Consider the following 26685-nt stretch of genomic DNA (forward strand, 5'->3'; position numbering starts at 1 on the left):
TAAAAACCCTTTTGTCTACAAACTCGATGAAAATCAAGTTTGTCTCAGTTTTTATGAAGGTTTATAAAACTCGAAGAATGATGATTTCAACTCCAGGCACTCGCTTTCCGCGGGCGGTCCGGAAGCCTCCTCGGCGCGCTTTTCCCGCAGGCGTCTCGCACCCTCCGTTACAATCGACTTTGTTTTGAAATTTCAGGTAAAAACCCTTTTGTCTACAAACTCAAACCCTGTACATTTATGGGTCACAGGGTTTTTAATGAAGAAGGGTAAAGCGGACATCTTTATTAATTGGCCTGTTCTTTCTCTTCTTGATTGGTCACTTTACCCGGCCAAAAAGCACGGCGGCCAAGGAGGGAGGTGATTGCAGGAACAAGGAACGGGCGCACAATGAATGTGTCCATTAAAACACCAAGGGCGGTAATGAGCCCGAATTGGACCAATACTTGAATCGGAAGTGTGGCTAGAACGGAAAAAGTGGCTGCCAAGATTATTCCGGCGGAGGTGATGACACCGCTAGTTTCGGCAACGCCCTTTCTGATGGCCTGCTTGATTGGCATCGTTTCTTTCTTACGCCAAATGCTTGAAACCATGAAAATATTATAATCTTCTCCAAGTGCGACCAGGAATACGAAAGAATAAAGTGGAATTGTCCCCTCTATCGCATCGACACCCATGAAATGGTGCAGGATAATCCAACCTAACCCCATAGCTGCAAAGAATGAGAGAATGACTGTCCCCATTAAATACACCATGGCTGTCATAGATCGCAAGTAGGCTAAAAGGAGCAGGGAAATCAGGACGATGATGATCGGGATGATCAAGAATTCATCGGATTTGACGGTATCCCTTTTATCGAAATGAGTCGCAGTCTGCCCTCCAACCCAAACCTTTTCATCTACCGAAGATATATTGGCGGCTTTCAATTCTTTCTCCGCCATTGTGCGGATATCAGGAATGGAATCTATGGCCTCGATATCATATGGGTTGATGTTGAATGTGACCTCATAGGATTGCAGATCTTCATTCGATTTACTTGAGACTGGATCGGCAACAGTTTCCACAATATCCATCCCTTTTAATGCCGGTGCTAAATCAATATCTTCACCATCCGTATCGACAACCACTGTCGCCGGTGCCAGTTCGCCTGGTGAATACGAGTCGGAAATGACAGAATAGCCTTCACGGGAGTTCATATCTTCAGGGAAGGAAGAGAGAATATCATATGAATATTTTATTTGTGAAGAATATCCAGCTAAAACACTGAAGATGATCAGGCATGTAAGAATGACGGTCCATGGCTTGGTTGTGACGATATGGCCAATCCAGTTACCGATGCGGCCTTCTTTATGCTTTTTGACGGCTTTTCCCTTTTTCTTGGCCCGTGCTTCTGCCATTTCAGGTGTACGCGGGACGATTGGGAAGAAGGAAGCCCTTCCGAATACAGAAAGCAATGCAGGTACAAGTGTTAAAGCTGCCAGCATCATGATTAAAATCGACAAGCTGAATGGTACAGCGAAACGGTGGTAGGCTCCGTATTTGGCTACAAGCAATGTTAGCAGGGAGATGACGATCGTTAGGCCGCTCATCGCAATGGCGCCTGATGAATCTTTAAATGCGGCGATCATGGCTTCCCGTTTGTTTTCATGATTCCTTAATTCACTTCTGTAGTGAGAAATTAAAAATAGGCAATAGTCCGTTCCGGCACCGAATAATAATACGGTCATGATTGAAATGGCCTGTGAATCGACTGTAATCCAACCATGATCTGCCATGAAGCCAAGGATCGGGCTTGTGACAATATAGGCGAAGCCTACTCCGATTAAAGGAATTATGGCTAAAAGCGGAGAGCGGTAAATGAGTAATAATACGACAAGTACAAGTATTACTGTCGCTAAAAGCAATTTGAAATCAGCACCTGAAAATAAACCCGTTGCATCGACTGATATTCCTACAGGGCCTGTCACTCGAAGGGATAATTCATCTGAATCGGTCGGGACCTTGAATGGGTCCGTTCCAATGCGCTCCGTTACTGCTTCATTAATGCTTTCAAGATTTTTTTCGAGAATTTCAGTCTCGGTCTTTTCTTTAAAGAAAAGCGGCTGTACGAAAGTCGTTCCATCTTCTGAAACCGATCCTTTAAGAGCAGGCAACGGAATTTCATGAAGCGGCGGTAAGAAAGATTGCTGTGTCAATGGATTATCTGTCAGTTCCTTGGAAAGATACTGGATTTCAGCCAAGTCGGCCTCTGTCAGTCCACCTTTCCGATGCCATGTAAGCAGGGCAGGTATTCCGGAGGAATTTGGAAACTCTTCTTTAATAAGTTCATCAGCCACGACAGAAGGTGAGTCTTCAGGCAAGTCTGAGGCATTATTTGCTGTTCGATCATTAACGGCAGGCAATATGAAGGTTAATGCGATTGCTGCAATTATCCATGCGGCAATGACAACCCAACGACTGGTTTTTCCGGTCATCATCCTGCCAAGTCTTCCTATTATTGATTCGTCCAATGTAGGCACCCCGCTTTTTAAATTTTTTATCCTCATTTCATTATAGTGGTGTGATGTTGACTTATACAAAAATGGGTATGCTCACTCCAACTACTAAACTCTTCAAGTCGTTAATGGCATGAAAATAGGCTCATCGATATATAGGGGAAAAGTACTTATTTACCTAATTTCAATTAAATTTTGAAGATCGGTGAGTTAAATATAGGAAATGGGGGAAAGTATAGTAGTATTGTGGCCTTTATTAACAAAGGAGGGATTTTTTTGTCTGATAAATCCAAAAAAACAAATGGTGAAACGAATGAAACATTAACGAACAGGCAAGGGCACCCGGTAACGAATAACCAGAGTCTAAGAACTGTAGGGAACAGAGGTCCTAGTACACTTGAGAACTATGATTTCCTGGAAAAGATCAGCCACTTTGATAGGGAGCGCATCCCTGAACGAGTTGTGCATGCCCGCGGTGCAGGTGCGCATGGTTATTTCGTTCCGACAGGTAAAGCGGGGGACGAGCCGATTTCAAAATATACGAGAGCGAAGGTTTTTCAGGAAGAAGGTAAAAAAACCCCGGTATTCGTGAGGTTTTCATCTGTTATTCATGGAGGGACGTCCCCGGAAACGTTACGTGACCCAAGGGGATTTGCCGTTAAATTTTATACGGAAGATGGAAACTGGGATCTTGTAGGCAATAACCTGAAAATTTTCTTTATCCGTGATGCCATGAAATTCCCGGATTTGATTCATGCATTCAAACCGGATCCGGTCACGAATATTCAGGACGGCAGGAGGATTTTCGATTTTTGCTCGAGTTCACCTGAAACATTCCATATGGTTACCTTTGTGTTTTCCCCATGGGGCATCCCAGCTAACTACCGCATGATGCAAGGATCAGGGGTCAATACTTATAAATGGGTGAATGAGGAAGGGAAAGCGGTGCTCGTCAAGTATCATTGGGAGCCGAAACAAGGGATCAAGAACCTGACGCAGCAAGAGGCCAATGAAATTCAAGCTACGAACTTCAATCATGCCACACAGGATCTATATGAAGCGATCGAACGCGGGGACTATCCGGAATGGGATCTCAACGTACAGATCATGAGTGATGATGATCATCCTGAGTTGGATTTCGATCCGCTGGATGATACGAAGATCTGGCCGAAAGATGAGTTCCCATGGCTGCATGTCGGTACGATGGTATTGAATAAAAACCCTGAAGACTATTTCACTGAAGTCGAACAGGCTGCATTCGGTACCGGTGTCCTAGTGGATGGACTGGATTTTTCTGATGACAAGATGTTACAGGGACGTACATTCTCTTATTCCGATACACAGCGTCACCGTGTTGGCGCGAATTATTTGCAACTGCCGATCAATGCTCCAAAGAAACGAACTGCCACGAATCAGACTGGCGGACAGATGCAATATGAAGTTGGCAGAGGCAGCCAAAGCCCCCACATCAACTACGAACCATCCACTGTCGGCGGCTTGAAGGAAGCCAATCAAACGGGCAAAGAGTATACACCTATGGTGGAAGGGAAACTTGTCCGTGAGACAATCGATCGCCAAAACAATACGAAACAGGCTGGGGAAACGTTCCGGGAATTCGAGGATTGGGAAAAAGACGATTTAATTTCCAATTTAGTGGCGGCATTGGCTCCTGCCGACAAGCGCATTCAGGAAAAAATGATAGCACTTGCAGAAGAGGCCGATGAAGAGTATGGCCGCAGGTTGAAAGAGGGACTGGCCGCGGCCTCTGAACATACGGAATCTTCAAAACCACTGGGTGGGACGGATAACCCTGAGGCCGCCGTTAGAAAAGGACATGAAGCGGATCCATATTGATTGAACTGAAAAGAAGCAAACTTCCTTATAAAGGGGTTTGCCTCTTTTTTTTATGGGCATAATTAATGGATGTGTGGATGCTCTTCCAAGGATGCCTTTTAAAATCAAGCAGGAAATTGATTGGCAAAAAACTTCATAATCATTTAAACTGAAACTACTCTATTTTTCTCTTATAAAGGAGATGAAAAAATGATTAAAATTCTTTCTGCCCTTTTCCTTCCTTGTCTACTTGTCATGCTATTTTCAAGAGTCACCTATAACAATGTCGTAGGCCTTGTTTTAACTGTTGCCTTGATTACAGCGTCCGCATATAAAGGTTATACGCATACAAACTTATTGATCATCGTCGATGCCTTATCCCTGACAGTGGGATTCTGGTTATCAAAAAGAATGATGAAACGTACATCCAAGAGCGCCTGACATCAAAGGTGCTTTTTTTGTACTCAAACTTGTCATTCCCCTCAACACATCATGAAGTTCATTAAAACAAAAATCGAATGGATGTTCGCTTATTGCTGGTTTGTTTTAAGGCTATTGTGGTAGAATGTGTATATATGCTTTATTAAACCGGAATAAATAGAAGGGATATAGGCATGTCCCGTTTTCATATAAAAATATTTCAATAGGAGGCCATGCTTGGTGAAGGATAAGTTTGAGTTAGTCTCAAAATACTCTCCTCAAGGAGATCAGCCGGCAGCAATTGAAATGCTGGTCGAAGGGATTAAGGAAGGCAAGGAAATGCAGACGTTATTGGGGGCAACGGGTACAGGGAAAACGTTCACCGTTTCCAATGTGATCCAAAAGATCAATAAACCGACTCTTGTCATTGCCCACAATAAAACGTTGGCAGGGCAGCTTTACAGTGAGTTCAAAGAGTTCTTCCCTAATAATGCCGTCGAATACTTCGTTAGCTATTATGATTACTACCAGCCAGAGGCTTATGTTCCATCCACGGATACATTCATCGAAAAAGATGCAAGCATCAATGATGAAATCGATAAACTGCGTCACTCGGCCACATCATCTTTGTTCGAAAGGAAAGATGTCATCATCATTGCCAGTGTTTCGTGCATATATGGACTCGGTTCTCCTGAAGAGTACCGGGAGATGGTCGTTTCCCTCCGAACTGGCATGGAAATAGACCGGAATGCCTTGCTGCACAGACTCGTGGATATTCAATATGAGAGGAATGATATTGCTTTCCAACGGGGGACCTTCCGCGTTCGCGGCGACGTCGTAGAAATTTTCCCGGCCTCCCGTGATGAACATTGTGTACGGGTCGAGTTTTTCGGGGATGAGATTGACCGTATCCGTGAAGTCGATGCCCTGACCGGTGAAATTACCGGTGAACGGGAACATATTGCCATTTTCCCGGCTTCCCACTTCGTAACCCGCGAAGAGAAAATGCGGATAGCCATTCAAAATATCGAAACGGAACTGGAAGAGAGATTGAAGGAATTAAGGGAAGATGAAAAGCTCCTTGAAGCACAGCGCTTGGAGCAGCGGACCCGCTATGATTTGGAAATGATGCGGGAAATGGGCTTTTGTTCTGGGATCGAGAACTATTCCCGCCATTTAACCCTTCGCCCCTCGGGTGCGACACCATACACTTTAATGGACTACTTTCCAGAGGACTTCCTATTGGTCGTGGATGAATCACATGTGACCCTTTCGCAAATCCGCGGAATGTTCAATGGAGATCAGGCGCGGAAGCAAGTGCTCGTCGACCATGGCTTCCGTCTGCCGTCCGCGAAAGATAACCGCCCGCTAAGATTTGAAGAATTTGAAAAAAAGGTCCATCAATCCATATTCGTTTCGGCAACTCCGGGACCATATGAACTCGAACATACACCAGAAATGGTTCAGCAAATCATCCGTCCTACCGGATTGCTGGATCCGACGGTAGAAGTGCGGCCGATTGAAGGGCAGATAGATGACCTGATCGGTGAAATACAGGAGCGCGTCAAAAAGAACGAGCGTGTGCTCATAACGACCTTGACGAAAAAGATGTCTGAAGATTTAACTGATTATTTAAAGGAAATCGGCATCAAGGTCCAATATCTTCATTCGGAAGTGAAGACCTTGGAAAGGATAGAAATCATCCGGGAACTCCGAATGGGCAAATATGATGTACTCGTTGGAATCAACCTTTTAAGGGAAGGCCTGGATATTCCGGAAGTGTCGTTAGTGACCATTCTGGATGCCGATAAGGAAGGGTTCCTTCGCTCGGAACGTTCGCTTATTCAAACGATGGGCCGTGCAGCCCGTAATGCCAACGGCCATGTCATCATGTATGCAGACCGCATCACGAATTCGATGGAACTTGCCATCAATGAAACGAGGCGGCGCCGTGAAATCCAGGAGAAGTATAATGAAGAGCATGGAATAATGCCTCAAACCATTCAAAAGGATATCCGTGACTCCATAAGGGCGACGCATGTAGCAGAAGAAGGAGAAGAGTATAAGGAAGATCTTGCACCAAGCCTTGCGAAGCTCCCTAAAAAAGAGCGTTTAAAAGTGATGGCAAGCATGGAAAAAGAAATGAAGGAAGCGGCAAAGGCACTGGACTTCGAGCGAGCTGCCGAGCTGCGTGATTTATTACTAGAGTTAAAAGCGGAAGGGTGACGAAACATGGCAATGGATAAAATTGTGATAAAAGGCGCCAGGGCCAACAATTTAAAGAATATTGATATCACGATACCGAGAGACAAACTTGTTGTGCTGACCGGATTATCCGGATCTGGAAAGTCTTCCTTGGCTTTTGATACGATTTATGCAGAAGGGCAAAGACGTTATGTGGAATCACTGTCCGCTTATGCTCGTCAATTCTTAGGCCAAGTGGATAAACCGGATGTCGATGCGATCGAAGGTTTGTCACCAGCCATTTCCATAGACCAGAAAACGACCAGTCGGAATCCTCGTTCAACTGTAGGGACTGTTACGGAGATCTATGATTATTTAAGGCTGTTATTTGCACGGGTCGGCAGGCCGACCTGTCCGATCCATAATATAGAAATCACCTCACAAACGATCGAACAGATGGTGGACCGCATTCTTGATTACCCTGAGAGAACCAAGCTTCAAGTATTGGCACCGCTCGTCTCAGGCAGAAAAGGGACACATGCGAAGATTTTGGAGGATGTTAAGAAACAAGGTTATGTCCGCATTCGTGTGAACGGGGAAATGCATGATCTCAGTGAGGAAATCACTCTCGAAAAAAATAAGAAACATTCGATTGAAGTCATCATTGACCGGATCGTCATTAAAGAGGGGATCATGGCAAGGCTTGCAGATTCATTGGAAAGTGCTTTACAGCTTGGCGAAGGCAAAGTCATCATTGACGTAATGGGTGAGGAAGAGCTGCTTTTCAGTGAACATCATGCTTGTCCATACTGCGGATTTTCGATTGAAGAGTTAGAGCCGAGGATGTTTTCCTTCAATAGCCCGTTCGGGGCCTGTCCGGATTGTGATGGCTTGGGGGCGAGGCTTGAGGTGGACCGTGATCTCGTCATCCCGAATAACGAATTAAGCCTCCGTCAACATGCGATTGCGCCATGGGAGCCGACGAGTTCTCAATATTATCCTCAGCTCCTTGAAGCGGTAGCCAACCATTATGGAATAGATATGGATGTGCCCGTTAAAGATTTACCGGAAGAGAAGATGGATAAGGTCTTGCTTGGTTCAGGTAAAGATAAGATATATTTCCGTTATAAAAATGATTTTGGAAGAGTGCAAGAAGGATATATTCCATTTGAAGGAGTTTTAAGAAACATCGAAAGGCGCTTCAAGGAGACGAGTTCAGACTATATTCGTGAGCAAATGCAGAAATACATGTCAGAACATCACTGTCCAACCTGTAAGGGTCACCGTTTGAAGAAAGAGAGTCTTTCCGTGCTCATTCAAGGGGTCCATATAAGTGAAACGACAGCTTTATCAGTGGAAGATGCATTAGTATTTTTCGATGAGCTTGATTTGACTGAAAAGGAAGCGGCAATTGCGAGATTGATTTTACGTGAAATTCGTGAGCGGCTCGGTTTCCTGGCTAATGTAGGTTTGGAATATTTGACGTTGAGCAGGGCAGCGGGAACATTATCCGGCGGTGAAGCGCAGCGTATAAGATTGGCGACGCAGATCGGTTCCCGTTTAACGGGAGTCCTCTATATTCTGGATGAACCTTCAATAGGGCTGCATCAGAGGGATAACGACCGTTTGATCGAAACATTGAAGAATATGCGCGAAATCGGGAACACCCTGATTGTTGTCGAGCATGATGAAGATACGATGATTGCTGCGGATTATTTGATTGATGTTGGTCCAGGAGCCGGAGCGCATGGAGGGGAAATAGTGGCCGCCGGTACTCCGGAAGAGGTCATGAATGATCCTAAATCCTTAACGGGTCAATATTTGGCAGGGAAGAAATTCATTCCATTGCCATTGGAACGCCGGAAAAATGATGGCCGTGTCATTGAGATAAAAGGTGCCAAGGAAAATAATCTGAAAAACGTTAATGTGAAATTCCCACTTGGGGTCTTTACAGCGGTTACGGGAGTATCTGGATCAGGGAAAAGTACATTAGTGAATGAAATCCTCCATAAATCTTTGGCTCAAAAGCTGAATCGGGCAAAAGCCAGGCCAGGTGATTTCCGCGAGATTAAGGGAGTTGAGCATTTAGATAAAGTCATTGATATTGACCAATCACCAATTGGCAGGACCCCACGATCGAATCCAGCTACCTATACGGGTGTATTCGATGATGTTCGTGACGTATTTGCCTCGACTAATGAAGCGAAGATACGCGGTTATAAAAAAGGCAGGTTCAGTTTCAATGTGAAGGGCGGCCGCTGTGAAGCATGCCGAGGTGATGGCATTATCAAGATTGAAATGCATTTTCTCCCAGATGTATATGTCCCATGTGAAATCTGTCATGGTAAGCGTTATAACCGGGAAACACTTGAGGTGAAATATAAAGGGAAAAATATATCCGACATCCTCGATATGACAGTCGAGGAAGGCGTTAGTTTCTTTGAAAATATCCCAAAAATCAAACGGAAGCTGCAAACGATTTATGACGTTGGTTTGGGTTACATCAAGCTTGGACAGCCTGCCACCACTTTATCAGGCGGTGAAGCGCAAAGGGTGAAACTCGCTTCCGAATTGCATCGCCGTTCCACTGGGCGCTCATTTTATATCTTGGATGAACCGACTACCGGACTTCATGTCCACGATATAGCAAGGCTGCTCCAGGTGCTTCAGCGGCTGGTTGACAATGGGGATACAGTTTTGGTGATCGAACATAATCTGGATGTCATCAAGACGGCGGACCATATTATTGACCTGGGACCGGAAGGCGGAGATAAGGGCGGTACGATCGTCACTTATGGAACACCTGAAAAAATATGTGAAGTTTCCGAATCGTATACGGGAAAATACTTAAAACCTGTACTTACCCGTGATCAAATTCGTATGGAAAATTGGATTGAAGAAAAAGAAACAGAGCATGAACATGCTTAAAAGAACAAGCCATCAGGCTTGTTAAGGTTTTAGACAAAAAGGGTTCGGAACGGTCTAATGCCGAACCATGATTTTAAAACAAGACTAGATTAACCTTAATGGTTTTTTACAGTAATCCTTATTGGATTGAAGAAATTTGCGACACTCCTGCCGTATAACTGGCTAGCCAAGACCCCACAGCCGCTTGCGGTGAGGAGGCTTGGCAGACAGCCGGCGGAAAGGGAGCGGATTTCTGAAATCAATTGGTACGTTTTTAAATAAAAACTGCAGGCAAAACTGGCTTTTCTTCGAAGTTTATCTACAGTCTGGAACAAGCCATCAGGCTTGTTTTTTTGTAGAAAAATGACGGTGTTCATTTAATCAATCATTTGATTAAAGAATGGGAAAACAAGATATTTCCGGGGAAATCAAACATCTTCCTTTTCGGAAATTGTCATTTTCGTTTGTCGAATGATGGGAAAAACGGTATTTATGAAACTTTTTAGATATCTAGGCGTATGTATGAATAAAATGATAGAAGAAAGCGAGGAATGTTCATGCAGGAGGAAAGAAAGAAAATTTTAGAAATGATTCAGGATGGAAAGTTATCAGCGGAAGAAGCCATGGGCCTATTGGAAGAATTAGATAAAGCCAGTCAGGAAAGTGAAGCTAAAGAGCAGAAATTGCAAAATGAATTATCGACGGTAGTCGTGGATAAGAAAAGCGAAGGAAGCAATCAGGATACGTTTAAGAAGAATATCCAGTCATCGAAAGAAAAGATTATGGATTTCGTTGAAAGTGCTTTTAAGAAAATCAAAGAAACGGATCTTGATTTCAATTTCGGAAAATCTGTGGAGGTCAGTCATATTTTCCAGCATGATCAAGATTTCCTGAATGTAGTTGATGTAGATATAGCAAATGGGAAAATGAAAATCGCCGCATGGGACCATGATGATGTCCGGGTGGAATGCCAAGCTAAGGTATACCGTGTGGAAGATATAGAAGAAGCCAGGAAAAACTTTTTGGAAGAAGTCGATTTCACGATTGAAAATGGAAAATTGAAGTTCAAGGTTCGTGAAAAATCCATAAAGGTTGATACGACCATGTACATTCCAAGAAAGGAATATGAGGACATTCATGTTAGGATGTTCAATGGAGCAATCACGGCTGAATCATTGAAATCAGAGAACTTTAAAGCGAAAACGGCGAATGGTGCCATTCATATCATGCGGGGTACGGGTGATTTCTGTGAGCTTGAAACTGGTAACGGGATGATCACCATTTCAGATACCAATTTTAATGACCTGGAAGCCGAGACCTTGAATGGAGCAATTAATGCCGATGGGTACTTCAAGAAATTGGATGTTCAAACGTTCAATGGTGAAGTCATCTGTACGAATTCAGGAATGGATTGCGATTCGATCCATGCTAAGTCAGTCACTGGAAAAGTCCAGCTGACCCTGCCTCCAGGCAAGGCGATCGAAGGAGAGTTGAAATCCAATTTAGGAAGCTTTAATGTAACTTTGGAAGGGATGACCATCATCGAAGAGAAAAGTGATGTGGTTCAGAAGGTCCTTAAGTTCAAGACGGTTAAAGAAGAAGTTCCTGTGCTTCATGTTTTTGCAGAAACGAAGACTGCAGCAATAACGGTTTCCTGAAGAAAGGGAAAGACTGTTGATATCACTGACGGAGCAAACTGCAGGGAAACTCTCTGAAAACGAGTTTGCCTGCAGTTTTTTTATGAATTGTTCTAAATTTAATAATAAGGTTGATTGGAGCGGGTGTACGAGACTCCTGCGGGAAAAGCGCGTCTAGGGGAGACCCCGCAGGCGCAAGCCGAGGAGGCTCCACGACCGCCTCTGGATAAGCGAGTTTCTTGAGCGGAAATCAACATGCAATTTTTAGCGAAACCACACCTAAGGGGGTGCTTGGGAGTTGGTTCGGGAACATCATTTGATGAAAGATGCGTTTTCCTATCCCTTTTGTCTCCAAAGTGAGCCGGCCAATATAAAATGGCGGGCTTTCTTTTATTTATGTTCATCCTCATCTCTTTCCTGTTCACGTGGCAAATCCGGCGGGAGTAAATAAAAAAACGTTAAATCGATAGTGCATTGTTTGGTTATTAACAGAAAAATGCTAAAATAGAAAAAGTATCTCAAAAAATAGCATCGCTCCAAAAGGAGGAAAGATATATGGCAAAAGTCCGTACAAAGGATATAGTAGAAGCGTTCGGTCTAGAACTTATCAGTGGGGAAGAAGGAATTAACCGACCGATCGTCACGAGTGATTTATCTCGTCCCGGACTTGAAATAGCCGGTTTTTTTGATTATTATCCAGCAGATCGAGTACAGCTGTTAGGTATGACGGAGATGTCCTTTTTTAATCGGTTGAATGAACCGGATCGAATACAGAGGATGGAAGAGTTGTGCCGGGACTTCACTCCAGGCATCATCATTACGCGTGGTCAGGAAGTGCCGATAGAATTGATCGAAGCTTCTGAGCGGGAATCCGTTCCTGTGATGAGATCCAATATGAAGACGACAAGGTTATACAGCCGTCTGACCAATTTCCTTGAAAGCAGGTTGGCACCAACCACTGCCGTTCATGGTGTATTGGTGGATATCTATGGTTTAGGTGTGTTGATCACCGGTAAAAGCGGAGTCGGTAAAAGTGAGACAGCCCTGGAATTAGTGAAACGGGGTCATCGTCTCGTAGCCGATGACTGCGTCGAAATCAGGCAGGAAGATCAAGATACACTTGTCGGGAATGCCCCGGATTTAATCGAACATCTTCTTGAAATAAGGGGATTGGGAATCATAAATGTAATGACACTTTTTGGAGCTGGTGCAGTCCGCAGCAATAAAAAGATCTCAATCGTCATCAATCTGGAACTATGGGAAAAAAATAAGCAGTATGACCGGGTTGGCCTTGATGAAGAGAAAATGAAAATCATTGATACGGAAGTGACGAAAATTACCGTACCTGTCCGTCCAGGGCGAAATTTAGCTGTTATCATTGAAGTGGCAGCCATGAATTACCGTCTGAAACGAATGGGAGTAAATGCTGCAGAACAGTTTTCAGATCGCTTGAACCATGCCATTGCAGATCCGGAACATGATGAATTTTAAAAGGTTATAGGAAAAGAGGGGACAAAATGGAACAAGGAATACAGCCGCTGAATCCGATAGCGATTGATCTAGGGCCCATCCAGGTACATTGGTATGGGCTAATCATCGGTTTCGGTGTGTTATTGGGACTAATTATCGCATTAAGGGAGTCTGAGCGAAGAGGTCTTGATAAGGAAATATTTACTGATTTGATTTTGTTTGCTGTCCCGATCGCGATCATTAGTGCCCGTATTTATTATGTGATCTTCCAATGGGAGTACTATTCACAAAACCCGGGGGATATCATAAAAATATGGAATGGCGGAATTGCCATACATGGTGCGTTGATCGGATCGGTGCTGACTGCAATCGTTTTTGCAAAGGTCAAGAAGGTCTCATTTTGGAAGCTGGTGGATATTGCTGCACCGAGCTTATTGTTGGGGCAGGCGATTGGCCGTTGGGGTAATTTCATGAATCAGGAAGCGCATGGGGGAGAAGTAACAAGGTCATTCCTTGAAAATATGCATTTGCCTGAATTCATCATAAATCAAATGTACATAAACGGTACTTACTATCACCCGACCTTCTTGTATGAATCGATTTGGAATATCCTCGGAGTCATAATTCTCTTAAGTTTACGGAAAGTGAACTTGCGCAGGGGGGAACTGTTTTTAACCTATGTATTATGGTATTCCATCGGACGTTATTTCATCGAAGGATTGCGGACGGACAGTTTGATGCTGACGGAGTCACTGCGTATCGCACAAGTGATTTCGATAGTGTTGATAGCTGTAGCCATTGCTTTAGTGGTCTATAGAAGGGTCCGCGGGCATGCAGACAAAAGATATTTAGATGCATAGGTAATATGTGAAAAGGGAGAGGGCATAGTGATAGTAAATTCGGTTAAAAAGGGACTTCTTTCAGGCTTGGATACAACCTGGTCTTTGGGGAAAGTGATATTTCCGGTTACTCTGATCGTCACTGTGCTTCAATATACGCCTGTATTGCCGTTCATCATCAACTTGATAGCGCCTTTGATGAATCTCATCGGTCTTCCAGGGGATGCTGCAATTCCTCTTGTATTAGGGAATTTCCTGAATTTATACGCAGCGATTGCTGGCATATTAACGCTTGATTTGACTGTGAAAGAAGTTTTTATCATCGCTATGATGCTATCTTTTTCACATAATTTATTGATTGAGTCAGGTGTGGCGATGAAAACCGGTGTCAAGCTGTGGGTCATTCTAACAGTACGGATAGGGCTTGCGCTTTTGTCCGCGGTCGTCATCAATCTTGTTTGGCAGGGCGGATCTGAAATGGCCCACGGAACGGCTATCGGGGAGGCTGCAGAGATTAACGGAACGGGAGCAATCCTTTTGCATGGGGTCATCCAGGCCCTTTCAGGAATTGGCCAGCTTGCGGTCATCGTTATTCCGCTCATGGTGGCGGTTCAAATCATGAAGGATTTAAAGTGGCTGGAAGCCTTCTCGAAGAGCCTTGCTCCTTTCATGAAGGTCCTGGGGATGAAGCCGAATGCTTCCATGCCTTTCGTTACAGGCTTGACTCTTGGTTTGGCATATGGCGCGGGCGTAATGATTCAAGCGGCTAAAGAGGATAATGTTTCGAAGAAGGATATGACGATTGCATTCATCTTTTTAGTTGCCTGCCATGCTGTTGTAGAAGACACACTGATTTTTATTCCGCTGGGGATTCCGGTCTTGCCGCTGTTACTTATTCGGCTGCTCACTGCCATTGTTTTAACGATGGTCGTTGCATATATATGGAATCGGACTGATAGGGTACAGAGAAAGGAAGCTGTATATGAACAGTAACATAACTACATTATTATTTGATCTTGATGGTACGTTGATTAATACAAATGAATTGATCATCGCCTCTTTTACAGAAACTTTAAACCACTTTTGTCCTGGAAAGTACAAGCGGGAAGATATCATTCCATTTATCGGACCGACTTTGGTCGATACGTTTTCTTCCATTGATTCAAAACGTGTGGATGAAATGATCGCATACTATCGGGAGCATAATTGGAGGAACCATGATTTGCTTGTCACACAATTTGACGGGGTGTTCGAAACCGTTCAAACGCTGAAGCAGAGCGGTTATAAATTGGCAGTCGTTACGACAAAGAAGCGTGATGTCGTCGAAAAGGGCCTGCGTTTAAGCAAACTGGATCAGTTCTTTGAAGTGGTGGTCACACTGGATGAGGTGGAAAAGGCAAAGCCGGACCCAGAGCCTTTGGTAAAAGCTTTACATCAACTCGGTTCGGTCCCTGAAGAAGCGATCATGATTGGCGACAGTTATCATGATATCATGGGCGGGAAAAATACAGGTACAAAAACGGCAGGGGTCTCCTGGTCCATTAAAGGCCGTGAATTCCTGGAAAGCTATCACCCTGATTATATGCTTGAGCAGATGGCGGATTTATTGAATATCGTTGAGGTTGAAAAACTCACGGAGGCTAGAAAAAAATGAGGCGCACGTCCCGCTATCCAGTTGAAGGGGCCAATTCACTATGGCATGTATTTAAGACCGTTCCATTCTGGAAAGTCGTCAAGAATTTTGTGGTGATACAGATAGCGCGTTACACGCCTTTTCTGGGCATGAAGAATTGGCTATACAGGACTTTTTTACATATGAAGGTCGGGAAGCATACTTCGTTTGCCTTGATGGTCATGCCGGATGTGATGTTTCCGGAAAAAATATCGGTCGGAATAAATACTGTCATTGGCTATAATACGACGATCCTTGCTCATGAATATTTGATTCATGAATATCGTTTAGGAGAAGTGGTCATTGGCGATGAAGTATTGATTGGCGCGAATTCGACCATTCTTCCAGGACTTTCAATTGGTAATGGGGCGATTGTCTCTGCGGGGACGCTTGTCCATAAGGATGTTCCGGAGGGAGCTTTCGTTGGGGGGAATCCAATGAAAATCATATATACCAAAGAGGAAATGCTTGAGAGAGAGCAGCAAACTTCCTTATGATAAAAGAAAGGACTTGCCCCTATATGCGGCAGGTCCTTTTTTAATGGCATTTTGGGTATAACGGAGTCAGTTCATTCTTTAGATGATCTATCACTTCGTTGATTGATATATTTTCCTGGTTCACCGTCGCTTCATACGTTTCTTTTAAAATTTGAAAAAACCTTTCCTGTGCCTGTTTTTCCATATTGAGCTTGTCCTCCTATCATCTAGTAAAGATTTATGTAGAGGGAGCTGAACGATTTCAGCCCCGCATCTCATTTATCTATTCCGATTTCAATAAATCGGCAACCAATACGTACCGTTCCGGTGCACTACCAATATATGAAAAAGGGTAGCAGGTTGTTACTGTAAGTGTGGCTTTAGGCTTGGGAACGATCACGGTACGGTCATCCGCATCGACGATACGGACCTTCCTCACTTTATATGTAAACGAACCTGCTTCTGTCTTGGCAATCAGCAAGTCACCCTCGCCGACTTCACCTAGATCTCTGAAAATTGTATCCCGATGACCGGATAAAACGGAATTATCCTTTTCACCGGGAAGGACGGACCCCGCATAGTGACCGACGCCCTTTTCGAGTTCATCTTCGTCCGTTCCGTGATAAATTGGGAGTGTTGCCTCGATTTTTGGGATATAAAGCTCACCCATCAAATCACCTGTCTCCGGTCGTTCTTCATATAGTTCAAGCTCATCGGGACTATTTGCTTTCGTCTTCGGTTCGGGGAGCTTAGCCGTAGCTTCCGTCGTGTCAGATTCATTCCATTTATATAGGGCATAGCCTTTTAACAGCGTATAAGCGTTTGTCGTTGTAAAATAAAAACCTAAGGTTAAAAAGAAAACAGCAGTGATAAGCAACGATTTTTTCTTATGCCTGGATTGCCTATTTTTGCTCATCTTAATTAGTGAGTCTCGCTTTTCTAATTAATCCGAAAGCGATACCCATCAACACTAAACCGCATAAAGCCCCGAATAAATAATTACCTGCCGTTTTAGGAAGCACTCCGCCTTTTTCCGTTTTATGCTCAGGTTTCGAAGGTTTCCTCTTTTCTTTTTTTACCTCAGCCACTTTAGAAATGACCTCGGTGGACTGTTTCATGTCATTGCTGGTTTCTTTCACTAAATCGGAACCGATCATTTCACCAGTCAATGTAAAATCGAGAAGGAAATGTCCGTTTAAATCATAAATGGAAACTAGTAAACTAGCATTCGTCAATTCCTTAAGCTGGAATAATGCCTCAAGGGATAGGTTTGTCGTGACACCATCCTGAATTAAAGAAAATTTGAATTGAATTTGCAGCAAGCTTTGAAGATCATTATATATCGAAAGCAATTCTGCCACTTGTTCTGCAGATAATTCATCAATTGTTTCAAAATACTCGAGTTGATTCATCCTATCGGAGATCGCCATTAAACGAGATTCAAAAGAAGGGTCTTCGACGATAGGCAAAAGGTGGTTCATGAATCTGTCGAGCTCTTCGTCCGTAAGGCCGATCTCAGTAAAGAGACCATCCATTAAATCGCTGATCTCTTCCTCGCCATATTCCATCTCTTCCTCATCATAATCCATTTCTAAATCGATGATATCCTCAATGTCGTAAATGAAATGGAAGGTATCGATGATGGAATCACCCTCTTCCAGTTCGCCGTATTCCATTAATAATTCAGTAAGTTCAGCTTCTGTCATTTCATATTGTTTAAGTAGATTCTGTAAGCTCTCAAGAGTGACGGCAGGTCCTAATGTTTCACGCAACTCTTCTGCCGATTTCAGTTCATTCAATGTTAAGTCGTAATAGGATAAATACTCTTCCAATTCTTCTTGCGTCATTCTAACTTCAGAAAGGTATGCATTAAGCTCATCCTGGTTGATCTTAGTTGCCGCAAAACCCTTCGTTCCGCTTGAACCCAGTGAAAAAAGAACGATAAGTGCCACAAAAAACGAAAAATATCTCTTCATTCCCATATCCCCCTAAATTTCTCTAATATTGCCAAACTCCTATGTATTATAAAACAGCTAAACCAAAAGGTACACATTAATAACAATGAATGGCTAAAGATAGGAAGAAGTATCCGGGGAAAAGGGCTTAAACCAATCATGAAGAATATCCAAGAACGACGTGGTAGGAAGGAATGGGATTAGGCATATTTTCCTTGACGTGAGGTGGGGGCAGGGGTAAACTATTAATAACTTCAACCTGCTACCATATTAGCGAACTAAAGTGATTTAATAGATTATTGCGATTATTTATAGGATTATGTCATTTAATTTGATACTATTTTTATATGTTATCCGAAAATTGGATTTAAGCGTGAAAACCTTGGAAAGATAAAGGGATAAAAAAATAGGGAATGGGTGCATCGGTTTTTGCCTATAGGCGGACCGATTGGATATAGATAGTAATCAATATTGCAAAAGGATGTGCAGTCGTGACAAAGCCATTTATGTTTGAAAAACCATTAGGCATGAGAGATACATTGCCGGTGCTGTATGAAACGAAAGTGTCGGCCAGAAATAAAATGAGTGATGAAATCAAGAAGTGGGGCTATCAATTTATTGAAACGCCAGCTTTGGAATATTATGAAACAATTGGCGAGGCTTCAGCAATATTGGATCAACAGTTGTTTAAACTTCTTGATTCCCAGGGGCATACGCTCGTACTCCGTCCCGAGATGACAGCGCCCATTGCACGGGTCGCAGCATCCAAGCTGCTAAAACAGCAAATTCCGCTTCGCCTGGCTTATTCCGCGAATGTATACCGGGCACAGCAGCGTGAAGGAGGCAAGCCGGCAGAATTCGAACAGATTGGCATTGAATGTATCGGGAATAAGTCAATAAGTGCCGACGCTGAAATGATTGCCCTGCTTGCGGATGCTCTAAAGGCTGCAGGGCTTCAGGAATTTAAAATTTCCATTGGACATATCGGATTTCTGCAAGAGTTTTTCTTGAGCATTCTAGGTACGGAGGAAAGGGCCTCTATATTAAGGAAGTTTTTGTATGAAAAAAATTATGTTGGTTATCGTGAGCATGTTAAATCACTGCCGCTTTCATCCATTGATAAACAACGGCTTATCGAATTTACCTCCTTACGTGGCAGTGAAGGAACCATGGGAAAGGCGCTAGGGTTGGTTGAAAATAATAAAGGGCAAGATTCTTTGGCTGAACTGAAGGAATTGTCTGCGCAGCTAAAAGAATTTGACGTTGAACAATATGTGAGCTTCGACCTTACATTGGTCAGTCATATGAGTTATTACACGGGAACTTTATTTGAAGTGTATGCCGGACAAGTCGGTTCTCCAATCGGCAATGGCGGCCGGTATGATAACCTGCTTGAGAAGTTCGGCTGGAATGCTTCGGCCACAGGTTTTGCAATCCGGGTGGATCGTCTTGCAGAAGCTCTTGGGGAGCCGATTCAGCCTGTCGCGCCAGAATGTATTTTATTCAGTCCCGAACGAAGATTGGAAGCGATCGGTTTTGCAAGGGAAAAACGCTCCGAAGGGAAATCGGTAACGATTCAAGATATTACAGTCGTCCAAAATGTCGATGCTTTTACACGGACATTTTCTGAAGTTCATTTATTCGTGGGGAACGGGGGGAATGGAAAAGATGAATAATAGCTTTTTAACGATTGCCATGCCGAAAGGGAGAATATTTGAAGAAGCGGCAGAGCTATTAAGAAGGGCCGGTTTTCGTCTCCCTCCCGAGTTTGATGATTCCCGGAAATTGATCCTTGAGGTGGAAGAAGAGAATCTTCGGTTCATTTTAGCTAAACCGATGGATGTCGTAACCTATGTGGAACACGGTGTCGCTGACATTGGAATTGCAGGGAAGGATGTCATGCTTGAGGAAGAACGTGATGTCTATGAGTTACTTGATTTGAAAATCAGTGCCTGCTACTTGGCTGTAGCTGGACTGCCTGGTACGAAAATAAGTGACATCGCCCCCAAAATAGCCAGTAAATACCCGAATGTTGCTTCCAGTTATTTTCGCGAGCAGGGGGAGCAAGTCGAGATTATAAAGTTGAATGGGTCTATTGAGTTAGCACCGTTAATTGGGTTAGCTGAACGAATCGTCGATATCGTTTCAACCGGGCGGACATTGAAGGAAAACGGTCTTGTGGAATATGCGAAAATCGCCAATGTGACTTCGAGGCTGGTAGCAAACCCTGTCAGCTATCGAATTAAAGAAGCAAGGATTACCGAAATCGTGGAACGGCTAGCAGAAATTATTGAATAGTAAAGAATCGCTAATGAGGTGAAGGTATGAAAATAGAACGGTTTGCTGAAGGGATTTCCCTGAAACGCTCGGTTGAAGCAGGTACTGCCGATCAAAGAAAAGCGGTTCAGGATATTATTTATGATGTCAGGAAACGCGGAAACGCGGCTTTACATACCTATACTGAACGTTTCGATGGTGTCAGTCCAGGGGAATTGCTTGTATCGGAGCAGGAAATGGAAGAAGCGACAGCGGCATTGACTGCTGAGCAGCTTGATATTATTCAAGAAGCTGCGAATAATATCCGAATGTTTCACGAGAAACAAATTCGAAATTCATGGTTTACGACTGATGATACAGGAACGATGCTAGGACAAAAAATGACACCTCTTGATGCTGTAGGTGTTTATGTACCTGGAGGCACAGCGGCCTATCCTTCGTCAGTATTGATGAATGCACTGCCTGCGAAGGCCGCGGGGGTGGAACGGATCGTTATGGTATCTCCTCCAGGGAAAGATGGGAAATTATCGCCAGTGGTTTTGGCAGCCGCCAAAATTGCCGGAGTTAAGGAAATCTATAAAGTTGGCGGGGCTCAGGCCATAGCTGCCCTCGCTTATGGGACGGAAACAATTAAGAAAGTGGATAAAATAGTGGGTCCGGGAAATATATATGTGGCGTTAGCGAAGCGCGAAGTATTCGGGGATGTCGCCATTGATATGATCGCAGGTCCAAGTGAAATAGCGGTATTGGCGGACGAAACGGCCATCGCTGCAGAAGTAGCGGCAGACTTGTTATCACAGGCGGAGCATGATGCCCAGGCTTGCAGTGTTTTGGTCACGACTTCTACGTCTCTTGCAGAAGAAGTGGCATCAGAAGTGACCAAGCAGGTGGCGTTGCTTCCGCGTCATGATATTGCTGCAGCATCGATAAGGGATTATGGAAGAATCATTGTATGCGGGAATATGGCAGAAGCTGTTGAAGCGATTAATGAACTTGCACCGGAACATTTGGAAATTGTGACCAAAGATGCACTTGAAATCATGGCTAAAATCCGTCATGCCGGTGCAATCTTCATTGGGCGTTTTAGCTCGGAGCCCGTCGGGGATTACTTTGCAGGCCCCAATCATGTGTTGCCTACCAATGGAACCGCCCGTTTTTCCAGCCCGCTGAATGTGGATGATTTCCAAAAGAAATCGAGCATCATCATGTATAGTGAAACGGCCTTCCGCAAAAATGCAGAAAAAATCGCAGCATTTGCCCGAATGGAAGGACTTGAGGCCCATGCCCGTGCCATCGAATCACGTGGTGTGAATGAATCGTGAAAAGGTCCTGAATGATTAAATAAGTGAAATCAGTAATATAAAGACTTTAGACATGCTTTTACATCTTGGGAAAAGGGGTCGTACCCCGTTGAGGAGGAGCTGTAATGGAACGTTTTGCTAGTGTGGAGCGAAAGACGAATGAAACGGAAATAAGTTTGAAGTTTGATGTGGATGGGGAAGGTAATTCCTCCATTAAGACCGGCGTTCCGTTTATGACGCATATGCTGGATTTGTTCACGAAACACGGGAAGTTTGATTTGGCAGTAGATGCAAATGGAGATACAGACGTGGATGATCACCATACAACTGAAGATATTGGCATTTGCTTGGGTCAGACGTTATTGGAGGCCCTTGGAGACAAGCGCGGGATAAAGCGTTACGGAAATGCTTTCGTACCAATGGATGAAGCACTCGCCCAGGTTGTCATCGATTTAAGCAACCGTCCGCATCTGGAGTTCCGGGCTGAGTTTCCTTCGCAAAAGGTCGGTACTTTCGATACTGAACTGGTGCACGAGTTTCTTTGGAAATTCGCTCTTGAAGCCAGGATGAACCTTCATGTAGTCGTTCATTACGGTCACAACACACATCATATGATCGAAGCAATATTCAAAGCGCTTGGCCGTGCATTGGATGAAGCTACGACAATCGATCCACGTGTCAAAGGCATCCCTTCGACGAAAGGAATGTTGTAAATGATCGGGATCGTCGATTATGGCATGGGGAATTTATTTTCTGTAAGTAAAGGTCTTGAGCGCCTTGGTGCCGATTCATTCATTTCCGATGACCCAAAAGAACTTTCAAAGTCGAAAGGGATCATACTTCCCGGCGTTGGCTCTTTCAGGGATGCCATGAGTCTTTTGGAAAAACAAAAGCTGGATGAATTCCTGCGGGGATATGTAGCGGATGGGGGATACCTATTAGGCATCTGCCTTGGTATGCAGCTTCTCTTTGATGAAAGTGAGGAAAATGGACCGGCAAAAGGATTATCCCTCATCCCGGGAAAAGTCGTTCGTTTTAAGGGAGTGGATGCGAATGACAAGGTTTATAAAGTGCCGCACATGGGCTGGAATCGACTTGAATTCAAACACGCATCACCAGTGAATGAGGGGCTGGAAGAGGAACATGTTTATTTCGTCCATTCATACTACGTCGATACAGATGATTCATTCGTTACCGCTTCGGCGACGTATGATGTGGAAGTTCCGGCAATCGTTGGTAAAGGGAATGTGTTCGGCATGCAGTTCCATCCGGAAAAAAGCGGGAATATGGGCATGTCACTCTTGAGAAATTATCTGTCATTAGTAGAAGGGAAGGAAGAAGCATGAGCAACTTTACTATTTACCCGGCGATTGATATGCGCGGAGGCAAATGCGTCCGCTTAATCCAGGGAGATTACAATCAGGAAACCGTTTATGGTGATTCCCCCTTCGATATGGCTAAAAGCTTTGCGGACCAAGGAGCCGGTTGGATACATATGGTCGACCTTGACGGAGCTAAAGAGGGAGTAAGAATCAATGATTCTTACGTAATTAAAGCGGCAAGTGAGTTAGGCGCCCGCATTCAAATCGGCGGCGGCATCCGAACGGAACGGGATATAGCCCATTATCTGGATAATGGAGTGGAACGTGTCATTCTAGGCAGCTCGGCCGTTTCAGACCCTGATTTCACTAAAGATATGATTAGGAAATATGGAAGCCATATCGCTATCGGGATCGATGCGAAGGATGGCAAGGTTGCCACTCATGGCTGGCTTCAAACGTCTGGAACCCTTGCGGTAGATCTTGGCAAACTACTGGCCGATGCAGGTGCCGAGACCTTTATCGTGACTGATATCGCGACGGATGGCATGCTTTCAGGGCCGAATGTGAAAGGTATATTGGCCATGGCGGAGGCAACTGGTAAAAACGTGATTGCTTCAGGAGGCATTAGTTCACTCGAAGACCTTATCACCCTCAAGGAGTTTGAAGCCCAAGGCATTGCAGGGGCTATCATCGGCAAGGCACTTTATACCAACCGCTTTACTGTGGAAGAAGCACTAGAAAAGGTGCGTGGTTAAATGCTCACTAAACGAATTATTCCATGTCTCGATGTAAAAGATGGGCGCGTAGTCAAGGGCATACAATTTGTTTCCCTTAGGGATGCTGGAGATCCGGTCGAACTTGCAGCCTTTTACGATCAAGAAGGTGCCGATGAGCTTGTCTTCCTGGATATTTCCGCATCACATGAAGGCAGGGAAACGATCGTCGACGTCGTTCAAGCGGTAGCGGGCAGCTTGGCAATCCCGTTCACGGTGGGCGGCGGCATTAATTCATTGGCGGATATGAAGAAGATCCTGCGGGCTGGTGCCGATAAAGTATCCCTAAATACAGCAGCCATCCTGCGTCCTGAGTTAATTAATGAAGGTGCTGATTATTTTGGTTCCCAATGTATCGTGGTTGCCATAGACGCCCGATATGATGAAGGGCTTGGGTCATGGCGCGTATATACCCACGGCGGCCGGAAACCGACTGAATGGGAAGTGACCGAGTGGGCGCAGGAAGCCGTATCCCGCGGTGCTGGGGAAATTTTATTGACAAGCATGGATTGTGACGGCGAGAAACAAGGGTTTAATATCGCTTTGACAAAAACGGTATCTGAAGCCGTTTCAGTTCCGGTCATCGCATCTGGCGGGGCAGGCAACGCTGAACATTTCCAGGAAGCCTTCCAAGAAGGTAAAGCCGACGCAGCATTAGCGGCATCGATTTTTCATTATAAAGAAACATCCGTTAAAGAAGTCAAAGCGTTTCTCAAACAACAAGGAGTGGTTGTACGATGAATCTTGAAACTATTAAATACGACGAAAAAGGTCTGGTACCGGCAATTATTCAAGATGCAGGAACAGGCGAAGTGCTGACACTTGCTTACATGAATCAAGAATCTCTGCAATTGTCGATTGAAAAAGGGGAAACGGTTTTCTTCAGCCGTTCGCGCAATGAATTATGGCATAAAGGAGCAACCAGCGGCAATATCCAGAAAATCACCGAAATGAAGTATGACTGCGATCAGGATGCATTGGTCGTGCGGGTCGTGCCTGCAGGACCTGCGTGCCATACTGGGGCAACAAGCTGTTTTAGCGAAACGATTTACCAAAACGGGGAAGCCGGACAAGCCGTGAAGGCGAATGTGACTTTCTTGACGGAATTAGAAAGATTGATTGAAAAAAGAAAATCGGAAATGCCTGAAGGTTCATATACGACCTACCTATTCGATAAGGGCGTTGATAAGATCCTGAAGAAAGTCGGTGAAGAAGCGGCAGAAGTGATCATTGCTGCTAAGAACCGTGATGCAGAGGAACTTTCGATGGAAAGTGCCGATCTCCTCTATCACTTATTCGTTCTTCTTCAAGAGCAGGAGCTGCCTTTCCAAGCGGTGCTTGATGTATTGAAGGCTAGACATGCCGAAAAGGATGAACCGAAAGAAACCGAATGAAATGGTGATTGCCCTCCGTCAATAGGAGGGCTTTTGTGTGTGTTTACGATGGCGGGCAGTGATCCTGAATCAACATATGACAAGGAAAATGCTTCAATTTTTCTTGAAGAAAGCATGATGATTCCTGTTTTCCATTTTCTTGAATTGTTCGGCAAATTTTCTCCAATATGTTATAATACTATGGTTAATCAACTTGTAGATGGAGGATTACATGAGTAAAGACTCTAAATTTGGCCAACAGGCAAAAATTCTAACCTTTCACCCAACAGGTGAGTATTATTTCACCAAGGGTTTAAAAGCTTATCATAGACGGGAATTACCTAAATCAAAGAAATACCTGGAACGTGCGCTGGAACTTGAACCTGCTGAACCGATGATAGCTTGTCAATTGGCTATCACTTGCTCGGAAATCGGTGAATATAATTATTCAAACAACCTTTTGGAAAACATCTTGGATGTGATGGATCCTTATATGTCGGAATGTCATTACTTCCTGGCGAATAATTATGCCCACTTAGGCATGTTCAAGGAGGCTTATCGTCACGCCAGTGCTTATCTTGATAAAGAAGAAGACGGGGAGTTCAGCGATGACGCAGAGGATTTGCTTGAATTGATAACTTTTGAGTCGGATGAGTCAGAAGAAAATCCCTTTAAGCATGATGGGCTCATTACCAAACAGGAACAAGCCCGCGAGTACCTGGAATCAGGCAATTTCCCGAAGGCGATCGAAGTGCTGAAAGAAACGATTGCCGAGTACGAGGATTACTGGTCCGCTTATAATAACCTGGCACTTGCCTATTTCTATCTTGGTCAAGTGAATGAAGCTTTTGCAACACTTGATGAGGTACTGGAAAAAAGTCCGGGAAACCTGCATGCGCTTTGTAACCTTGTTGTATTTCATCATTATCAACAGGATGAGGCAAAGGTTGAAGAGCTCATACAGATGCTGGAGAAAATTAGGCCCATGCTATCCGAACACCGTTTCAAGCTTGGAGCGACCTTCGCTCTGATCGGAAATTATGCTTCTGCATATAATTGGCTTAAAGGACTTCAAAAGCAAGGGTTCGAAGGAGATGGAACCTTCTACTACTGGCTTACCATTTCAGCTTACCACCTAGGCCACGAACAGGCTGCCAAAAAGGCATGGAAAAAGGTCGTGGAAATGAACCCGGAAAAGGAAGGCATGGAGCCTTGGGGAGATATGAATGCAACTTCAGATGGTTTTGAACATCATTTTCCTTCTATTATAAAAAGGCTGGAAAGTGAATTCATCGAAGAAAGGCTTTTTGCCATTTTCCTTCTGAAACATTCGGTTCATAAACAGAAGCTATTGAAAAACCAGGTCCTCAACCTAAACCAGAATTTCACTGAATTGGAACGTGATTATGCCGAACTTGTTCAAGGTCCTGCTAAAGAGCGCCAATTAACACCGATTGATTTTGCCGATCGCACAGCTGAGTTATTATATCAGCATTTCCAACCGATACAATTAAATGAAGCCGGGCTCTATTTAATGTGGTTTTCCGTTTTCATCGAAGCGGTGAAATCCGAGCAGAAGCTAAATAATCCTGCAGGATGGGCATCTGCGGTGGAGTACGTGTGGATTCAGCTTAAAAGTGAGAAGGCGAGCAAACAGGCAATCGCAGACAAACATTTCATTTCGGTGTCCACCTTATCTAAGTACGTGAAGTTGGTTCAAAACTTACTCGGATGAGCAGATATTTGGACGAAAA

24 protein-coding genes are annotated in these 26685 nt (G+C 44.2%); 20 read left to right on the forward strand and 4 right to left on the reverse strand.

The annotated features are described in order from the left end of the window. Positions 1-284 precede the first annotated feature (284 nt). On the reverse strand, positions 285-2543 hold the full coding sequence (locus tag A6755_RS02635; RefSeq protein ID WP_134402192.1) for an MMPL family transporter: 2259 nt from the start codon (positions 2541-2543) through the stop codon (positions 285-287). A gap of 219 nt (positions 2544-2762) precedes the next feature. Between A6755_RS02635 and A6755_RS02640 the strand changes: the two genes are divergently transcribed. The 10 genes from A6755_RS02640 (at position 2763) to A6755_RS02685 (ending at position 15951) form a co-directional block, all read left to right on the forward strand. After that, positions 2763-4346 (forward strand): catalase, encoded by a 1584-nt coding sequence (locus tag A6755_RS02640; protein WP_134402193.1) that lies wholly within the window; start codon positions 2763-2765, stop codon positions 4344-4346. A 189-nt stretch (positions 4347-4535) separates the two neighbouring features. Continuing rightward, positions 4536-4766, forward strand: coding sequence for a CsbA family protein (locus A6755_RS02645; RefSeq protein WP_034309928.1), 231 nt, complete (start codon positions 4536-4538; stop codon positions 4764-4766). 219 nt (positions 4767-4985) lie between these two features. After that, on the forward strand, positions 4986-6971 hold the full coding sequence (uvrB, locus tag A6755_RS02650) for an excinuclease ABC subunit UvrB (protein WP_048684098.1): 1986 nt from the start codon (positions 4986-4988) through the stop codon (positions 6969-6971). 6 nt (positions 6972-6977) lie between these two features. Then, a complete protein-coding gene (uvrA, locus tag A6755_RS02655) occupies positions 6978-9857 on the forward strand; it encodes an excinuclease ABC subunit UvrA (protein ID WP_063589711.1) in 2880 nt (959 codons plus the stop codon). A gap of 536 nt (positions 9858-10393) precedes the next feature. After that, positions 10394-11494 carry a DUF4097 family beta strand repeat-containing protein gene (locus A6755_RS02660; protein WP_063592406.1) on the forward strand — a complete coding sequence of 367 codons (1101 nt, stop codon included), beginning with the start codon at positions 10394-10396 and terminating at the stop codon, positions 11492-11494. 534 nt (positions 11495-12028) lie between these two features. Then, on the forward strand, positions 12029-12964 hold the full coding sequence (gene hprK / locus A6755_RS02665; protein WP_034309933.1) for an HPr(Ser) kinase/phosphatase: 936 nt from the start codon (positions 12029-12031) through the stop codon (positions 12962-12964). A gap of 26 nt (positions 12965-12990) precedes the next feature. Continuing rightward, on the forward strand, positions 12991-13803 hold the full coding sequence (gene lgt, locus A6755_RS02670; RefSeq protein WP_063589712.1) for a prolipoprotein diacylglyceryl transferase: 813 nt from the start codon (positions 12991-12993) through the stop codon (positions 13801-13803). A gap of 27 nt (positions 13804-13830) precedes the next feature. Then, positions 13831-14775, forward strand: coding sequence for a nucleoside recognition domain-containing protein (locus A6755_RS02675; RefSeq protein ID WP_063589713.1), 945 nt, complete (start codon positions 13831-13833; stop codon positions 14773-14775). Then, positions 14765-15436, forward strand: coding sequence for a pyrophosphatase PpaX (gene ppaX / locus A6755_RS02680; RefSeq protein ID WP_063589714.1), 672 nt, complete (start codon positions 14765-14767; stop codon positions 15434-15436). Before A6755_RS02675 ends, ppaX begins: the two co-directional genes overlap by 11 nt. Further along, entirely contained in the window at positions 15433-15951 is a 519-nt protein-coding gene (locus tag A6755_RS02685) for an acyltransferase (RefSeq protein WP_034309938.1), read from the forward strand. The genes ppaX and A6755_RS02685 overlap by 4 nt, the downstream gene beginning before the upstream one ends. A 40-nt stretch (positions 15952-15991) precedes the next feature. Here A6755_RS02685 and A6755_RS26870 read toward each other — a convergent pair whose 3' ends face one another. From A6755_RS26870 to A6755_RS02695, 3 genes are all read right to left on the reverse strand, one after another. After that, positions 15992-16135 carry a YwzD family small protein gene (locus A6755_RS26870; RefSeq protein WP_174878684.1) on the reverse strand — a complete coding sequence of 48 codons (144 nt, stop codon included), beginning with the start codon at positions 16133-16135 and terminating at the stop codon, positions 15992-15994. Positions 16136-16213: 78 nt separating this feature from the next. After that, complete coding sequence (locus A6755_RS02690; RefSeq protein WP_063589715.1) at positions 16214-16852, reverse strand: class D sortase; 639 nt, start codon at positions 16850-16852, stop codon at positions 16214-16216. Further along, entirely contained in the window at positions 16848-17906 is a 1059-nt protein-coding gene (locus tag A6755_RS02695) for a processed acidic surface protein (protein WP_063589716.1), read from the reverse strand. The genes A6755_RS02690 and A6755_RS02695 overlap by 5 nt, the downstream gene beginning before the upstream one ends. A gap of 470 nt (positions 17907-18376) precedes the next feature. On the opposite strand from A6755_RS02695, the gene A6755_RS02700 reads away from it, so the two are divergent. From A6755_RS02700 to A6755_RS02745, 10 genes are all read left to right on the forward strand, one after another. Beyond that, a complete protein-coding gene (locus A6755_RS02700) occupies positions 18377-19561 on the forward strand; it encodes an ATP phosphoribosyltransferase regulatory subunit (protein WP_063589717.1) in 1185 nt (394 codons plus the stop codon). Continuing rightward, complete coding sequence (gene hisG, locus A6755_RS02705; RefSeq protein WP_034311625.1) at positions 19554-20183, forward strand: ATP phosphoribosyltransferase; 630 nt, start codon at positions 19554-19556, stop codon at positions 20181-20183. The genes A6755_RS02700 and hisG overlap by 8 nt, the downstream gene beginning before the upstream one ends. A 26-nt stretch (positions 20184-20209) precedes the next feature. After that, positions 20210-21484 (forward strand): histidinol dehydrogenase, encoded by a 1275-nt coding sequence (gene hisD, locus A6755_RS02710; RefSeq protein WP_063589718.1) that lies wholly within the window; start codon positions 20210-20212, stop codon positions 21482-21484. Positions 21485-21588: 104 nt separating this feature from the next. Then, positions 21589-22176: an imidazoleglycerol-phosphate dehydratase HisB gene (hisB, locus tag A6755_RS02715; RefSeq protein ID WP_034309943.1), complete on the forward strand. Its 588-nt coding sequence runs from the start codon at positions 21589-21591 to the stop codon at positions 22174-22176. Then, complete coding sequence (gene hisH, locus A6755_RS02720; RefSeq protein ID WP_034309944.1) at positions 22177-22809, forward strand: imidazole glycerol phosphate synthase subunit HisH; 633 nt, start codon at positions 22177-22179, stop codon at positions 22807-22809. Then, a complete protein-coding gene (gene hisA / locus A6755_RS02725) occupies positions 22806-23540 on the forward strand; it encodes a 1-(5-phosphoribosyl)-5-[(5-phosphoribosylamino)methylideneamino]imidazole-4-carboxamide isomerase (RefSeq protein ID WP_034309946.1) in 735 nt (244 codons plus the stop codon). Before hisH ends, hisA begins: the two co-directional genes overlap by 4 nt. After that, positions 23541-24299, forward strand: coding sequence for an imidazole glycerol phosphate synthase subunit HisF (hisF, locus tag A6755_RS02730; protein ID WP_034309948.1), 759 nt, complete (start codon positions 23541-23543; stop codon positions 24297-24299). Continuing rightward, entirely contained in the window at positions 24296-24952 is a 657-nt protein-coding gene (gene hisIE, locus A6755_RS02735) for a bifunctional phosphoribosyl-AMP cyclohydrolase/phosphoribosyl-ATP diphosphatase HisIE (RefSeq protein ID WP_034309952.1), read from the forward strand. Before hisF ends, hisIE begins: the two co-directional genes overlap by 4 nt. A gap of 39 nt (positions 24953-24991) precedes the next feature. Further along, positions 24992-25171 carry a hypothetical protein gene (locus A6755_RS02740; RefSeq protein ID WP_063589719.1) on the forward strand — a complete coding sequence of 60 codons (180 nt, stop codon included), beginning with the start codon at positions 24992-24994 and terminating at the stop codon, positions 25169-25171. Continuing rightward, the gene (locus tag A6755_RS02745) at positions 25164-26666 is read left to right on the forward strand and encodes a tetratricopeptide repeat protein (RefSeq protein ID WP_034309958.1); all 1503 of its coding nucleotides are present in this window, start codon (positions 25164-25166) and stop codon (positions 26664-26666) included. The genes A6755_RS02740 and A6755_RS02745 overlap by 8 nt, the downstream gene beginning before the upstream one ends. Positions 26667-26685 lie beyond the last annotated feature (19 nt).

Source organism: Peribacillus frigoritolerans (assembly GCF_001636405.1).
GTDB lineage: Bacteria > Bacillota > Bacilli > Bacillales > DSM-1321 > Peribacillus > Peribacillus frigoritolerans.